The organism is Streptomyces pseudovenezuelae (genome assembly GCF_001513955.1).
Lineage (GTDB): Bacteria > Actinomycetota > Actinomycetes > Streptomycetales > Streptomycetaceae > Streptomyces > Streptomyces pseudovenezuelae.
This window is the reverse complement of sequence record NZ_KQ948150.1, coordinates 784,247-799,143: the sequence shown is the minus strand read 5'-3', so window position 1 is coordinate 799,143 and position 14,897 is coordinate 784,247. Positions and strand designations below refer to the sequence as shown.

At 69.2% G+C, this 14,897-nt stretch carries 13 protein-coding genes; 12 read left to right on the top strand and 1 reads right to left on the bottom strand.

Translation table 11 applies throughout. From position 1 onward, the window contains the following. Positions 1 to 108: 108 nt before the first annotated feature. The 7 genes from AQI94_RS31410 (at position 109) to AQI94_RS45895 (ending at position 8,045) form a co-directional block, all read left to right on the top strand. Entirely contained in the window at positions 109 to 759 is a 651-nt protein-coding gene (locus tag AQI94_RS31410) for a (2Fe-2S)-binding protein (RefSeq protein ID WP_031057250.1), read from the top strand. A 12-nt stretch (positions 760 to 771) separates the two neighbouring features. After that, a complete protein-coding gene (locus AQI94_RS31405; protein WP_031057253.1) occupies positions 772 to 1,752 on the top strand; it encodes an FAD binding domain-containing protein in 981 nt (326 codons plus the stop codon). Then, positions 1,749 to 3,944, top strand: coding sequence for a xanthine dehydrogenase family protein molybdopterin-binding subunit (locus AQI94_RS31400; protein ID WP_031057256.1), 2,196 nt, complete (start codon positions 1,749 to 1,751; stop codon positions 3,942 to 3,944). Before AQI94_RS31405 ends, AQI94_RS31400 begins: the two co-directional genes overlap by 4 nt. A gap of 165 nt (positions 3,945 to 4,109) precedes the next feature. Continuing rightward, entirely contained in the window at positions 4,110 to 5,243 is a 1,134-nt protein-coding gene (locus AQI94_RS31395; protein WP_037945086.1) for an XdhC family protein, read from the top strand. A gap of 211 nt (positions 5,244 to 5,454) precedes the next feature. Next, on the top strand, positions 5,455 to 5,610 hold the full coding sequence (locus AQI94_RS44755) for a hypothetical protein (RefSeq protein ID WP_158806419.1): 156 nt from the start codon (positions 5,455 to 5,457) through the stop codon (positions 5,608 to 5,610). Next, positions 5,607 to 6,083: a hypothetical protein gene (locus AQI94_RS31390; RefSeq protein ID WP_158806421.1), complete on the top strand. Its 477-nt coding sequence runs from the start codon at positions 5,607 to 5,609 to the stop codon at positions 6,081 to 6,083. Before AQI94_RS44755 ends, AQI94_RS31390 begins: the two co-directional genes overlap by 4 nt. A gap of 351 nt (positions 6,084 to 6,434) precedes the next feature. After that, a complete protein-coding gene (locus tag AQI94_RS45895; protein WP_225890307.1) occupies positions 6,435 to 8,045 on the top strand; it encodes a hypothetical protein in 1,611 nt (536 codons plus the stop codon). Between the two features lie 254 nt (positions 8,046 to 8,299). Here AQI94_RS45895 and AQI94_RS31380 read toward each other — a convergent pair whose 3' ends face one another. Further along, positions 8,300 to 9,889 (bottom strand): PucR family transcriptional regulator, encoded by a 1,590-nt coding sequence (locus AQI94_RS31380; protein ID WP_031057267.1) that lies wholly within the window; start codon positions 9,887 to 9,889, stop codon positions 8,300 to 8,302. 104 nt (positions 9,890 to 9,993) lie between these two features. On the opposite strand from AQI94_RS31380, the gene AQI94_RS31375 reads away from it, so the two are divergent. Genes AQI94_RS31375 through AQI94_RS31355 form a run of 5 tightly spaced genes read left to right on the top strand, consistent with a single transcriptional unit; the run spans position 9,994 to position 14,798 of the window. Next, positions 9,994 to 10,911: an ABC transporter substrate-binding protein gene (locus tag AQI94_RS31375; protein ID WP_031057270.1), complete on the top strand. Its 918-nt coding sequence runs from the start codon at positions 9,994 to 9,996 to the stop codon at positions 10,909 to 10,911. After that, positions 10,908 to 11,891, top strand: a complete 984-nt coding sequence (locus AQI94_RS31370; RefSeq protein ID WP_063760207.1) for an amino acid ABC transporter permease — start codon at positions 10,908 to 10,910, stop codon at positions 11,889 to 11,891. The genes AQI94_RS31375 and AQI94_RS31370 overlap by 4 nt, the downstream gene beginning before the upstream one ends. After that, positions 11,888 to 12,664 (top strand): amino acid ABC transporter ATP-binding protein, encoded by a 777-nt coding sequence (locus AQI94_RS31365; RefSeq protein WP_031057274.1) that lies wholly within the window; start codon positions 11,888 to 11,890, stop codon positions 12,662 to 12,664. The genes AQI94_RS31370 and AQI94_RS31365 overlap by 4 nt, the downstream gene beginning before the upstream one ends. Before the next feature lie 56 nt (positions 12,665 to 12,720). Then, entirely contained in the window at positions 12,721 to 13,482 is a 762-nt protein-coding gene (locus tag AQI94_RS31360; RefSeq protein WP_062230046.1) for a gamma-glutamyl-gamma-aminobutyrate hydrolase family protein, read from the top strand. Continuing rightward, the gene (locus AQI94_RS31355) at positions 13,482 to 14,798 is read left to right on the top strand and encodes a type III PLP-dependent enzyme domain-containing protein (RefSeq protein ID WP_404817939.1); all 1,317 of its coding nucleotides are present in this window, start codon (positions 13,482 to 13,484) and stop codon (positions 14,796 to 14,798) included. The genes AQI94_RS31360 and AQI94_RS31355 overlap by 1 nt, the downstream gene beginning before the upstream one ends. The last annotated feature ends 99 nt before the right edge of the window (positions 14,799 to 14,897 follow it).

Genomic DNA, 14,897 nt, shown 5'->3' with positions numbered 1-14,897 from the left:
AGCCGCTGCCAGAACGCGCGGCGGCCGGCTTCCCGGCGGTGACGACGATCCCCTCTCGCGTCCCGCTGATGTGTACAGCCGATCCGTCAGCGATACGAAGGCGTACGTATGTCAACTGAACTCCCCGAACTTGCCGCTCCACCCCCCACCGGAGCAGGCGGCTCCTCCCCGGCGCCCACTCGGCGTACCTTCATCGCCACGAGCACCGTGGTCGGCGGCGCGGTCGTCGCGGGAAGCGTCGTCGGAGGGACTTCCCTCATCGGCGGGGAAGAGGCCGCAGCCGCCGAGAGGCCGCCGTCCAGCCGTGTCTCCCTGACGGTCAACGGCACTCGCCGAAGCCTGACGGTCGACAACCGCACCTCCCTGCTGGACCTGCTGCGCGAGCATCTCGGACTGACGGGCTCGAAGAAGGGCTGCAACGCCGGGGCCTGCGGCGCGTGCACCGTGCTGGTCGACGGCCACCGGGTCAACGCCTGTCTGACGCTCGCGGTGCGTCTGGAGGGGGCCGAGGTCACCACGATCGAGGGCCTGGCCGAGGGTGAACAACTCCACCCGTTGCAGCAAGCGTTCATCGACGAGGACGCCTTCCAGTGCGGCTACTGCACACCGGGGCAGATCGTCTCCGGGGTGGGTTGCATCCAGGAGGGTCACACCGGTTCGCCGGAGGAGATCCGGGAGTGGATGAGCGGCAACATCTGCCGCTGCGGCTGCTACGTCAAGATCGTGCGCGCGGTGCGGCAGACCGCGGGCCGGAAGTGAGGATCGGCCGCCATGCATCCCTTCTCCTACACCCGAGCCTCCGACACCCGTGAAGCTCTCAACGCCGGTCGCGACGGCGGGCGTTACATCGCCGGAGGCACCACCCTGGTCGACCTCATGCGGGAGACCGTCGAACGCCCCGAGACCCTCGTCGACATCACCGCCCTGCCGCTGGGCGAGATCACCGTCACCGAACGCGGGGGCCTGCGCATCGGCGCCCTCGTGACCATGTCCGAAGCCGCCGCCCACGCCAAGGTGCGCACGCTGTATCCCGTCGTCTCGGAGGCGCTGGAGCTGAGCGCCTCCGCCCAGCTGCGGAACATGGCGACCATCGGCGGCAACATCATGCAGCGCACCCGCTGCACGTACTTCCGGGACGTGACCGCCGACTGCAACAAGCGCGAACCCGGCTCCGGTTGCGCCGCGCTGCACGGCGTCAACCGCACCCACGCCATCCTGGGAACCTCCGACGCGTGCGTGGCCACGCACCCCTCCGATGCCGCCGTGGCCTTCGCTGCCCTGGAGGCACGGGTGCACCTGCTGGGCCCGGACGGGACACGCCAAGTCCCCTTCGTGGACTTCCTGTTGCGGCCCGGCAGCACCCCACATCGCGAACAGGCTCTGCGTAGCGGCGAGTTGATCACCGCAGTGCAGATACCCCCTCTCCCGCGCCCGCTCAGGTCCGGCTATCTGAAGGTGCGTGACCGGCAGTCCTACGAGTTCGCCCTGACGTCGGCGGCCGTCGCGCTGCACGTACGCGGTGGGGTGATCCGTGAGGCCAGGGTCGCCGCCGGGGGCGTGGGCACGGTGCCCTGGAAACTGCCCGCCGTCGAACAGCACCTTGTCGGCGAACGCCCCTCGGGAGCTCTCTGGTCGGCCGCTGCCGCGAAGGCGGCCGACGGCGCCCGTCCCCTTCAGCACAACCGCTTCAAGGTCGAGCTGCTCAAGCGCACGGTCGAACGCCAGCTGCGCGTCGTAGGAGGTACCGAGTGAGCCCCCAGCCGCAGGCAGCCGTGGGTGCGCCCCTCTCCCGGGTGGACGGCCGACTCAAGGTCACGGGCAAGGCGCTGTACGCCGCCGAGCACGAGGTCGAGGGGTCCGTTCACGCCGTCATCGTCGACGCGAACATCGGCCGCGGGCGCGTCACGTCGATCGACAGCGCTGCCGCCGAAGCCCTTCCGGGCGTAGTGAAGGTGCTCCATCACCGCAACGCGCCGAAGCTGCCGTACCGCGACAACGCGGGGTCCAACAATCCGCCCGGCCGGCGACTGCGCGTCTTCCAGGACGACCGTGTCCGTTTCCACGGCCAGCCCGTCGCCGTCGTGGTCGCCACCACCCTGGAGGCCGCACAGCACGGCGCGAGCCTGGTCAAGGTCGGCTACGACGCCGAACAGCCCTCGACCGACCTCACCGAGGCCGAGCCGGACGAGCCGACCCGTTACGCGCGCGGCGACGCCGAAGCCGCCCTGCGCTCGGCGCCCGTACGGCTGGACCTGACGTACCGCACGGCGCGCAACCACCACAACCCGATGGAGCCGCACGCCACCATCGCCCGCTGGGACGGCGACCAGCTCACCGTGTGGGACAAGACCCAGTGGGTGGTGGGCACGCAGACCGAACTCGCCGCGGTGTTCGGCCTGGAGACGGACGCGGTGCGGGTCATCTCACCGTTCGTCGGCGGCGGTTTCGGCACGGCCCTGCGCTGCTGGCCGCACGTGGTCGTCGCCGCGCTGGCCGCCCGCGAGACGAAGCGCCCGGTCAAGCTGGTCCTCAGTCGCAAGCAGATGTACCTCGGTACCGGTTTCCGGCCCTCGTACGAGTACCGCCTGCGCCTCGGCAGTGACCGGCGCGGCCGTCTGGCCGCCGCGGTGCACGAGCTGGACGCCGAGACGTCGTCGTACGAGACGTTCACCGAGTCCGTCCTGGCGGCCGGGCAGATGCTCTACAGCATGCCCAACGTGACCCAGAGGTACCGGACGGTGCCGCTGGACCTGCCCACGCCGCTGTACATGCGGGGCCCCGGCTTCCAGACGGCCTCCTTCGTCATCGAGTCGGCCATGGACGAACTCGCCCACAAGCTCGGCGTCGACCCGATCGAGCTTCGCCGGCGCAATGAGCCGAACGAGGACGAGTCGTCCGGGCTGCCGTTCTCGACCCGTCGGTTGCGCGAGTGCTATGCGGTCGGCGCGCGCGAGTTCGGCTGGGATCGCCGCGACCCCAGGCCCCGCGCAACGCGTGAGGGACACTGGCTGATCGGCAGGGGCATGGCCGCCGGCGTCTACGACACCGCCCGCATGCCCGCCCAGGCCCGCGCCCGCCTGGACGCCGACGGCACCGCGCTGGTCGAGGCGGCCGCGACCGACATGGGCCCGGGCACGTACACCTCCCAGACCCAGGTCGCCGCTGACGCCCTCGGGCTGACGGTGCGCTCGGTCACCTTCCGGCTGGGGGACTCCCTCTACCCGCCTACACCACCGCACGGCGGCTCGATGACCATGGCCAGCGTCGGCTCCGCCACCCTCGACGCCTGCAACAGGGTCCGCCGTCAGGCGATCGAACTGGCAGTCGGGGACCGCGAGTCGCCGCTGTACGGGGTGGGGGTCGACGATGTCGTCGTACGCAACGGCCGGCTGCACGTGAAGAACGATCCCACGCGCGGGGAGACGTACCGTCGGCTGCTGGCCCGCAACGACCGCACCCACCTGGCGGCGGACGGCTCCTTCGCGCCGCCGTCGGGCCCGGAGCGGCACTCCTTCTACGGCTACAACGCGACCTTCGCCGAAGTGGCCGTCGACGCGAGCCTGGGCCTGGTGCGGGTGCGGCGCGTACTCGGCGTGTACGACGCGGGCCGCATCATCAGCCCCAAGCTCGCCGACAGCCAGGCCCTCGGCGGCATGGTCGGCGGCATCGGCACAGCCCTGCTGGAGCACACCGTCACCGACCACCGCGACGGACGCATCGTCAACGCCAACCTCGCCGACTACCTCGTCCCCGTCAACGCCGACATCCCCGACCTCAAGGCGATCTACCTGGACGGCGAGGACCGCGAGGCCGACCCGCTCGGAGTCAAGGGGCTCGGCGAGCTCGTGATGATCGGGGTGGCGCCCGCCATCGCCAACGCGGTCTTCAACGCCACCGGCCGCCGTGTCCGCGAACTTCCCATCACCGCAGAGGCGTTGCTCTGATCCATGCCATCGGGCCGACGGTGCGCACACCGCTCGTCCGGCAGCCTGCCCCGTCCGGCTGCCGGACTTCCCAGGGCCGCCGCCGCGTGACGTTTCCCCGGCGTCGCGGCGGCGGCCCGCTCACCTTCCGATCCTGGTCCTGCCATGGAGACACGGAGAACTGCCATGCTGAACATCGCGGACACTCTGCACCGCTGGTGCCGCGAGGCACGCCCCTTCGCCCTGGCCACCGTCGTCGGCGTGCACGGCAGCGCCCCACTGCCGGTCGGAACGTCGGTCGCGGTGGACGAGGACGGCGACGCCGTCGGCAGCATCTCCGGCGGCTGCGTCGAGGGAGCGGTCTACGAGCTGTGCCGACAGGTGCTCCGCGACGACCGGGGCGCTCCGCAACGCGCCTGGTTCGGCTACTCCGACGACGACGCCTTCGCCGTCGGTCTGACCTGCGGCGGCGAACTCGACGTCTTCGTCCAGCGCATCGATCCCGCGGCCCAGCCGTACCTGTCCACGGCCCTCTCCGCGATAGCTCAAGGACGACCGGCCGCCGTGGCACAGGTCGTGGAGGGCCCGGAGCGCCTTCTCGGCTCCACGTTGAGCGTGCCCGGCGGAGACCATGTCGCCTACGGGCACATCGACGGCGGGCAGGCTGACCGGGCCGTGGCCGACCGGGCCAGAGCCCTGCTGCGGGCGGGCCGAACCGTCCGCGTCGACATCGGCGGGCAGGCCGACGAATGCCCCGAACGACTGTCCGTCCTCGTTCATGTCCATGCGTCCCCGCCGCGCCTGCTGGTCTTCGGTGCCGTCGACTTCGCCGCGGCGCTCAGCCAGGCCGGCCGCTTCCTGGGCCACCACGTCACCATCTGCGACGCCCGCCCCGTCTTCGCCACTCCCGCCCGCTTCCCGCACGCGGACGAAGTGGTGGTCGACTGGCCCCACCGCTACCTGGAGAGCACCGAGGTGGACGAACGCACCGCCCTATGCGTCCTCACGCACGACGCCAAGTTCGACATCCCCCTGCTGCGCCTGGCACTTGACCTGCCCGTCGCCTACATCGGGGCCATGGGCTCCCGGCGCACCCACGACGAGCGCATGCGCCGCCTGCGCGAGCAGGGCCTCACGGAGCAGCAGTTGGCCCGGCTGCGCTCCCCCATCGGCCTCGATCTCGGAGCCTCCACACCTGAGGAGACGGCCGTCTCCATCACCGCGGAGATCATCGCCCAGACCCACCGCGGCACGGGCCGGCCACTGACCCAGGTCACCGGCCCGATCCACCGGCCGTCGGAACCCGCGAGCTACTGGTAGGCCGGCCTCACGAACCGACATCCATTGACGAGACGCTGTTGAGCGGTGCCGGCGAGCGCCACGCAACTGCCGGTGGCCCACTCCAGGTATTCCAGGAGGCTCGACGACGCGACGCGGTAAGGAACTTACGTGTTGGCTTCGCGGAGCGTGCGCAGGATGCGCTCGAGGTGGCGACTGCGGGATCGGGGTCGCGGCGGATGAGTCCTTCCGTTTGCATGCTGTCGGCGAGCCGGCCCAGAGCTTCACCAAGAAGGTCAACGGAAAGGTGACGTTGCTTTTCGTGGCGAAGGAAGGGAACCATCAGGGCAAGATCCTGAGCGCGATGGTGACGGGCGCCAAGAACATGACGAAGTGGGGCCAGTGGTGAGTTCCCTCAAGGAGGCCCTGACGTGGAGCGGCCCCGCGGTGGTCGTCCTGTTCACGCTGGGGCGGGCCACGTCCGCCTTGGGCGAGGACGCGTTCGACCTCCTCGGTACGTGTCCGGACGAAGTCGGCGTGTTCACGGTCTCCACCGAGGCCTGGGACCGGGACGCGGTCGTCCTGGCCTACGACCTCACCTTCACCGAGGAGCGCCTGGACGACCCTGGACTGCCCGGCTGTCTCAGGGAATGTCTGCGAAAAGCCTCCGAGCGCGCGGAGGGCATCGCCTGGCTGACATTCGAGGGAGCGTTCCACTTCGACCACCTCTTCACGGACGACATCGCCGATCAGGTCTACGGCTACTGCGTGGCCGGCGATGAGCCCGTGGTCGTCTGGGACCACGGGACGCTGAAGAGCAATGGGTGGAGGCGTGGGATCCGGGACGTGCGGTCGGCTCTGGATCGCGCCTTCCCCGCGTGACCGACGACGAAGGGCTGCCCATGACCACCTGGAGCCATGCCCGTCTGCGATGTTGGCGGCAGCGGCCGAGGAATCAGAAGTGCCGTTGCCGAGACGCCTGCGCATCAGCTGGGACAGCGCCCCGTCATCTCTGCACCGAGTGCTGACTCCGGCGCCGTCTGGCCCGCTTCGACACCCGGACAGCGGCGCGCACCCGTGCGGAGCATCGTTGAATTGACACCTAAACCAGGCCAAGTTGTCGCGTTACTCGTTGTGTGCTGTGCTGTGAATGGGTGAATTTGAGCAGTCTGCTCGCATCACCGAACCCGTACTCCGGGTCGGAATTCCAGCTCTCCTATCGTGGAGTCAGCCATGAGTCTTACCATCGATCTTCAGAGCATCAAATGTCTCGATGAAGTTAATGAGGCGTCAGCTTCCGAGGAACCGTACGTGCTGATCACGTCGGCCAATCTGCGTCCCACCCTCGGACCGGTCGCCCTGCCAAGGTTCCAGGTCTTCCGTTACGGGGTCTGGGAGGACTTCGACGAAGGCGAGGTCAAAGGGAATTCGGGTCCCGCCTTCTGGGGCGTCGACTCGACCCCGGAAGACGTCCAGAGCTCCGGCGACGTGGCGTTGATCGTTTCTCTGATGGAGAACGACAACGGCGACCCCGGTCAGTACCGCACCTTCGTGAACGCGGCGGTGGCTGCCTCGCTCACATCCACCTTGGGAGAGACGAACCAGGAACTCAGGGCTCAACGCCTCCTGACGGACGTCGAGGGCGCACTCGACGGGGTGAATTTCCCCTTCCCGTTCGCTCTTGACGACGACCACGTGGGCTCTGTCCGGCTGACGCTCGATGCTGATGACCTCATTCCGTTCGGAACCAAGGAAAAGAAGCTCACGATCAGCAACGACGAGGGCTCTTACGAGCTGACCTTCCGGATCCATAGTGAATCCTGGGCCCACTTCGAACTCTCAGGCCCCGGGAGCGCCTCCGCAAATGGCGGTGTCGCCGCCGTGTCCCGCATTCCGAGCAGCATGGAACTGTGGTGGGCCGGGGCCAACGGATCGGTCGAGGGCGCCTACTGGTACGACGGCTTCCAATGGCAGCGGTACCAGATCGCCGCGCCCGGAAGCGCTGCCACAGACGCCAACATCACGGTGGCGTCCCGTATCCCCAACAGCATGGAACTGTGGTGGATCGGGCCCAACGGATCGGTCGAAGGCGCCTACTGGTACGAGGGAAATTCGTGGCAGCGGTATCAGATCGCCGGCCCCGGAAGCGCCGCCACCAGCGGTGGCATCTCGGTAGTGTCCCGCGTCCCCAACAGCATGGAACTGTGGTGGGTCGGGCCCAACGGATCGGTCGAGGGCGCCTACTGGTACGACGGCTTCCAATGGCAGCGGTACCAGATCGCCGGCCCGGGAAGCGCCGCCACCAACAGCGGCATCGCGGCGGTGTCCCGCGTCCCCAACAGCATGGAGCTGTGGTGGGTCGGCGGAAACGGATCGGTCGAGGGCGCTTACTGGTATGACGGAAGTTCGTGGCAGCGGTACCAGATCGCCGCCCCGGGAAGCGCCGCCACCAACAGCGGCGTCGCGGCGGTCTCCCGCATCCCCAACAGCATGGAACTCTGGTGGGTCGGGCCCAACGCATCGGTCGAAGGCGCCTACTGGTACGACGGCTTCCAATGGCAGCGGTACCAGATCGCCGGCCCCGGAAGCGCCGCGACCAACAGCGGCATCGCGGCGGTCTCCCGCATCCCGAACAGCATGGAACTCTGGTGGGTCGGCGGAAACGGAGCGCTTCGTGACGCGTTCTGGTACGACGGCCAGCAGTGGCAGCAGTTCGATATCACGCAACCCGAGATGGCCTCACGCAACGGCGGCGTCGCGGCGGTCTCCCGCATCCCCAACAGCATGGAGCTGTGGTGGGTCGGCGGGAACGGTTCGGTCGGCGATGCCTACTGGTATGAGTGAACAGTAGTTGCGGCGTCGAGCGGTCGAAGGCCGACCGCCTGCCCTGGCCCCGGACCCAAGTCCGGGGCCAGGGCACGCATGTTCCGCTGCGCAGACCGGTCAGTGCTTCATCGACGCGCCGTGCGAGGGTCCCGGCCCAGGAAAGCTTTCCCAGTTCGCAGCGTGTCGAGGGGCTTCGATGCCGGGCACTCCGCATGGAACCTGAGGTGCGTGCGGGCGTGTGCGAACACGCCAGACGCTGTCGTACGGGGCATTCAGCGCTGCAGCAGGCGTAGTTGGAGCCATACCGCGAGTCGGTCGTCGGGCTGTTCCAGGCGCAGGCCGAAGAGCTCGGCGGTGCGTCGCAGGCGGTAGCGGAGGGTGTTCGTGTGCACGCCGAGGCGTGCCGCCGCTTCGGCGACGTTGCCCACTGCCTCCAGCCAGACAAGGACCGAGACGGCGAAGTCCGTGCCGTTCTCGCTGTCATGAGCAGCCATCGCGGCGACGCCGGGGTGTCTCAGGCGTGGTTCGTGGCTGAGTTCGTCGCCGACGCGGGCCAGCAGGAGCTGCGCGCGCACGTCGTCGAGGGAGGCGATGTGCGGTGCGTCGGGGTGGGTGATGGTCACCCGGAGAATGTCGTCCGTCTCGCGACGCATCGCGGGCAGACCCGCCGGATCCGTGTCAGTGGGCGCGACGGCCGCGCGTACGAAGTCGCCGAACGAACCGCGGATCGACGTGAGCGCGCCTTTGGCTAGGCGTGTCGCCGCCTCGGATCCCCCGCCGGGCAGCAGGACGTAGATCGCGCGGGATGTCGTGGCGATGCTCGCGTCGGGGCGCACGGGCACGATGTAGCGGGTCAGGGCGTGGGCCAGATGGGCTGTCAGGGCGAGCAGGCCCGTTGCCTCAGCGGACGCCGCGAACCCGAGGAGGCCGAGTTCGGCTTCTGGCGGGATGGACAGGCGGAAGCTGGTCTCCTGGCTGGACCACAGGCCCTCCAACGCGCCCAGCAGCGCGCTCTCACGCTTCTGGAGTTCGAGTTCGCTCGCGTTGCGGTTACGGAGAATGTGCAGTGCGGCCAGGCGTGCGCAGTCGATCAGGGCTCGCTCTCCGTCGCCGCCGATGCCTTCGGGACTTTCGATCGCCCAGATCGTGCCGAGGGGCTGGCTGCCGGCCCTGATCGTGATGGCCGCGCGGGGCAGGGCGCCGAGGGCCTCGGGGAAGCGGACCACGCCTTCGGAGCCGAGCAGGATGCGATAGCGCTCGAGATTGTGGTTGATCTCCGGGACTCGGCGGCTGAGGATCCCTTCGCGGCGCAGGGAGTCGATGCGCTGGTCGGGGAATGACGAATAGGCCATCACGCGTCGGTCCAGGTCCTCGATCGCCACGGATCCGCCGATGACCGCGCTGACGGCGTTGGCCAGGGCGAAAAGTCCGTCCCCGGCCTCTGCCGTCGAGCCGCCGACGCCTTGGGAGCCCAGGGCCGAGAGCAGCAACGCGTCGAGGTGACGCCAGGAGACCTCGTCGGCCGCCGCCAGCAGGGTGAGCCCGCAGCGTGCCGCCTCGTCGACCAGGTCGGCGCCGTCCGCGCCCCTGAGCTTGACGATCATGGCGCTGTATCCGAGTCGGGCCGCCGCTTCCACGAGTTCGGCTGCCGCGCGCTGGTCGGCCAGCAGTCCCGGCATCAGCAGTACCTGATCGCGGCCGGGTGGCAGCGGGTCGGCGGGGTCGTGGAGGACGGTGCCGCGCACCGGACGGTCGAGCGCGCCCGGTGCGGCCAGCGCCTTGAGGATCGGCGCTCCGATGCTGTCGAGGAGGTGACGGACGGTGGAGAGCCCGCCGTCGCTTGGCTGATCGGACAACGGCATGGCCAGATCCTAGTCCAGTCGGACCAGGACCCCCGGTACGGGCCGAATACAGAATCGCCGCAACAGCCAGCACGGACCACGCGTCCGACCGATTGGAGACGCCGATGGCCAGAACTCATCTCGTCGCTGCCGTTGCCGCTACGGCCATGTCACTGTTCCTCACCGCCTGCAGCGGCGCCGGCGCGGCCGACGGCTCCGCGGCGGACGGGGGCAAGGCTGCACCCGTCTCCGTCGCCGCCGACGCCTCGGTCGCGAAACTGCTGCCCGCGCGCTTCAAGAGCGGGATCAACGTGGCGAGCGGCGTCTACGCGCCGATGGAGATGCTGGACTCCCAGCAGAAGTTCACCGGCTTCGACTACGACCTGGGGCAGGCGCTCGGAGCCAAGCTCGGCGTCCCCTTCACCTTCACCAACCAGGCCTTCGACAGCATCATCCCGTCGCTCCAGTCGGGCAAGCACCAGATCATCATGTACGGGATGAACGACACGCCTGCCCGGCAGAAGAGCCTGTACTTCGTCGACTACTTCCACGCCGGCATGGACATCATCGTGAAGAAGGGCAACCCCGAGAAGATCCACAGCGTGCTGGACCTGTGCGGCAGGTCGGTCACGGTCGCCAAGGCCACCACGCAGGCCGACCTCATGAGAGCGCAGGCGCCGAGCTGCGCGGCCGCCGGCAAGAAGCCGATCACGGTGGTCGAGCTGCCCACCGAGGGCGACTCCCTGGTCGCCGTCCGCGCGGGCAAGGGCACGGCCGACGTCCTCGACGCGGCGGTCGCCGAGTACACCGCCCGGACGGCCGGCGACGGCAGGCAGTTCGAGGTCGTCCACGACGCCGCGCACCCCACCGGCTACGCGCCGGTCTTCACCGGCATCGGGGTGCTCCGCAAGGACCACGACCTCGTCCTGGCCCTCCAGGCGGCGCTGACCTCGGTCATCAAGGACGGCACGTACGGCAGGCTCCTGACCAGGTACGGGCTGTCGGCGTACGGCGTCACCGCAGCGAAGATCAACGCCGGATGAGCGCCACGGACGTGACCGTGCAGTCCACCGCCCGGACACACGACGTGGCCGCCGCGCCCCGGAACCACCCGGGGCGCTGGATCGCCGCAGCCGCCCTGGTCGTCCTGTGCGTGGGGTGGGTGGTCTCCCTGTGGAGCAATCCGAACATCGACCACGCCACCATCGCCGACTTCCTCTTCGACGGGCGGATCCTCCAAGGCGTCCTGCTCACCGTGGGCCTCACCGCCTGCTCGATGCTGCTGGCGACAGCCCTGGCCGTCGCGCTAGCCGTGATGCGGCTCTCCGCGAATCCGGTGCTGCGCGTGATGTCCTGGGCGTACACCTGGTTCTTCAGGGGCACCCCGCTGCTCGTCCAGATCGTCTTCTGGGGCTACCTCGGCCTGCTGTACCAGAGCATCAGCCTCGGTATCCCGTTCACCTCGGTCCACTTCTTCTCCGCGAACACCAACACGATCGTGACGCCGTTCGTCGCCGGCCTGCTGGCGCTCGGAATGAACGAGGCCGCCTACGCCTCCGAGATCGTCCGAGCCGGTCTGCTCTCCGTCGACAACGGCCAGGTCGAAGCAGCCCACTCGCTGGGCATGTCACCCGCGTACACCCTGCGGCGCATCATCGTGCCCCAGGCGATGCGAGTGATCATCCCGCCGATGGGCAACGAGACGATCTCGATGCTCAAGAACACCGCCCTGCTCCAGCTGATCGCGGTGCCGGAGCTGTACACGCGAGCGAGCTGGATCTCTGCTCAGAACCTGAGCCAGGTCGAGCTGCTGATCGTCGCGAGCGCCTGGTATCTGCTCCTCACCTCGGTGCTGTCCGTACCGCAGTACTACCTCGAACGCCGTTACGGCCGCGGCGCCGGCCGCAGTCTGCCCGTCACGCCCTGGCAGCAGGCCCGACAGACGGTCGTCCGGCTCCGGAGCCGCGTCACGCAGGTCGCCCACACCGATCCCCGAAACCCCGGCACGGAGGCCGACTCATGACGCGCAGCCTGTTGGTCGAGGCCAGGAACGTACGCAAGCACTTCGGTGCCCACCACGTGCTCAAGGGCATCGACCTCGAAGTCCGGCGCGGGGAGGTGATGTGTCTGCTCGGACCGTCGGGTTCGGGCAAGTCGACCTTCCTGCGCTGCATCAACCACCTGGAGAAGGTCGACGGCGGCCGTATCTACGTCGACGGCGAGTTGATGGGCTACGAGGAAGGCACCTCCCCCAAGGGGCGGGCCAGGGAGATGAAGCCGAAGCAGATCGCGGCTCAGCGCCGCAGCATCGGCATGGTCTTCCAGCGGTTCAACCTGTTCCCCCACCTCACGGCCCTGGAGAACATCACCGAGGCGCCGATCGGCGTGGCCCGCCACGACCGCGCCCACGCCCGCGCACGCGGCATGGAGCTGCTGCGGCGGGTCGGACTCACCGACCACGCCGGCGCCTATCCGGCCCATCTGTCGGGAGGGCAGCAGCAACGCGTCGCCATTGCCCGCGCGCTCGCCATGGAACCGAAGCTGATGCTCTTCGACGAGCCGACCTCCGCGCTGGACCCCGAACTCGTCGGTGACGTGCTGAGCGTGATGCGCGACCTGGCGAGGAGCGGAATGACGATGATCGTCGTCACCCATGAGATCGGTTTCGCCCGCGAGGTCGCGGACCAGGTCGTCTTCATGGACGACGGCGTCGTCGTCGAGTCCGGCACACCGTCCCATGTCATCGACGATCCGCAGCACGAGCGCACGAGGGCGTTCCTCGACAGCGTCCTGTAGATCGTTCCCGCCCCCGCCCCCGCGCCCGCGCCGCCCCGACGAGAGGCAACACCTCCGTGTCTGACACTGCCCACCCGCCCCTGATCGCGGTGACGGCCGGGCGGGACCTGCCCCGCCGCCCCTCCGTGCTGAGACTCGCGGAGAACTCCGTACGGGCACTGACGGCTTCGGGTGCCCTGCCCGTGGTCGTCGTGCCCGGAGTCGACACCGCCGCCGTGCGGCACATCATGGAACGCGTCGACGGCCTGCTGCTGCCGGGCGGAATCGGCGCGCCCGACCCCAACCCCCGCCATTTCGGCGAGGAACCACGGCCTGAGACGGTCATCGACGACGACCTGGACGCGCTGGAGATCGCCGCGATCGACCATGCCGTCCGCCTGGGGATGCCCGTACTCGGCATCTGCCGTGGTTGCCAGATCCTCAACGTCGCTCTCGGCGGCGGCCTCATCCAGCACCTGGAGCCGGGGGACGTGTCCCATCTGCCGGCCCTTCCGTTGGACTCCGAAGCGCATGAGCTTCGACTCGAAGCGGGCTCCCGCCTCGCCGGACTGTCCGGAGCACGGCTGCTGCGGGTCAACAGCCTGCACCATCAGGCCATCGCCTGGCCTGCACCGGCTCTGAAGGTGGTCGGCACGTCCGAGGACGGCGTCACGGAAGCCGTCGAGTCGGCCGACCCGGACCGGTGGATCATCGGCGTGCAATACCACCCGGAGGAGCTGACCAGCCGGCCCGCGCACCGTCGGCTCTTCGAGGATTTCGTCTCAAGTTCCGCCCGATACGCGGCTGCACGCAGCCAGGAAAGGACCGTCTCCGCATGATGAACTCCTCGGCAGGCGAGCGGCGCGAACACATCCTGCGTGCGGCCGTGCGGGACCGGCTCGTCGAACCCGAGAGCGCCGTACTGGCCGCTTTCGTCGACCTCGACGAGGTCGCGGCGAGCGTCGCGGCGTTGCACAAGGCCTTTCCGGACTCCGTGGACGTCCTGCACACCTTCGCCGCGAAGGCGAACTGCCTGGTGCCGGTGCTGGAGGAGGTGCGCAAGCTCGGCATGGGCTGCGAGGTGGCCAGTGCGGGGGAGCTCGCGCAGGCTCTGTCCGCCGGATTCGCGCCGGAACAGATCGTCTACGACTCCCCCGCGAAGACCCGCTCCGACCTTCGCCAGGCCCTTGACCTGGGCGTCGCGGTCAACGCGGACAACTTCCAGGAACTCGCCCGCATCGACGAGATCCTCGCGGCCCGCGCCTCCACCACCGGGTCAGCCCCCGCCTCCCGGATAGGTGTCCGCCTCAATCCCCAGGTGGGTGGGGGCGGCATCGCGGAGATGAGCACGGCCACCGCGACCTCGAAGTTCGGGATCGCTCTGGAGGACGACGGAAACCGGCAGCGGCTCCTTGACGCCTACCGCGAGCGGCCATGGCTGACCTGGGTGCACGCGCACGTCGGATCGCAGGGCTGCCCGTTGGATCTGATCGCCCAGGGCATCGCGAAGGCCGTGGCCTTCGCCGAGGAGGTCAACAGCACCTGCGGGCGACGCCAGGTGACCGGTATCGACATCGGCGGCGGACTCCCCGTCAATTTCGCCGACGACGAGACGACCCCCGGCTTCGACGACTACGTCGCGGCTCTCCGCGCTCATGCCCCGGCCCTGTTCACCGGCGCATACCGGATCGTCACCGAGTTCGGACGGTCACTGCTGGCCAAGAACGGCTTCACGGCCGCCTGCGTGGAGTACACCAAGGTCTCCGGCGGCCGCCCGATCGCGATCACCCACGCCGGTGCCCAGGTCGCCACCCGGACGGTGTTCATGCCGGCCGCCTGGCCCCTGCGCCTCACCGCCCACTCCCCCGACGGGACCCTCAAGCAAGGCGAACCCGTGCCCCAGGACATCGCGGGCCCCTGCTGCTTCGCCGGCGACCTGCTCGCCGAGGCCCGCCCGCTGCCCCGGCTCGCCCCGGGCGACATCGTCGCCCTCCTCGACACCGGTGCGTACTACTCCTCCACCCCCTTCCACTACAACAGCCTGCCCGATCCCGCCGTCCACGGAGTGCGTGTCGATCCCGACGGTCACGTCCACTTCAGGCCCCTCCGACAGGCCGAGACCATCAGGGACGTGCTGGCACGAACCGGCCGGTGACGTGTGCCCGGGGCGGCCGGCGAGGGCTGCGTCAACACCCCTGGCCTGCCCTCGCGTTGTGGGCGGGCACAGGTTGCGGCAGGCAGCCACGGAGGGCAG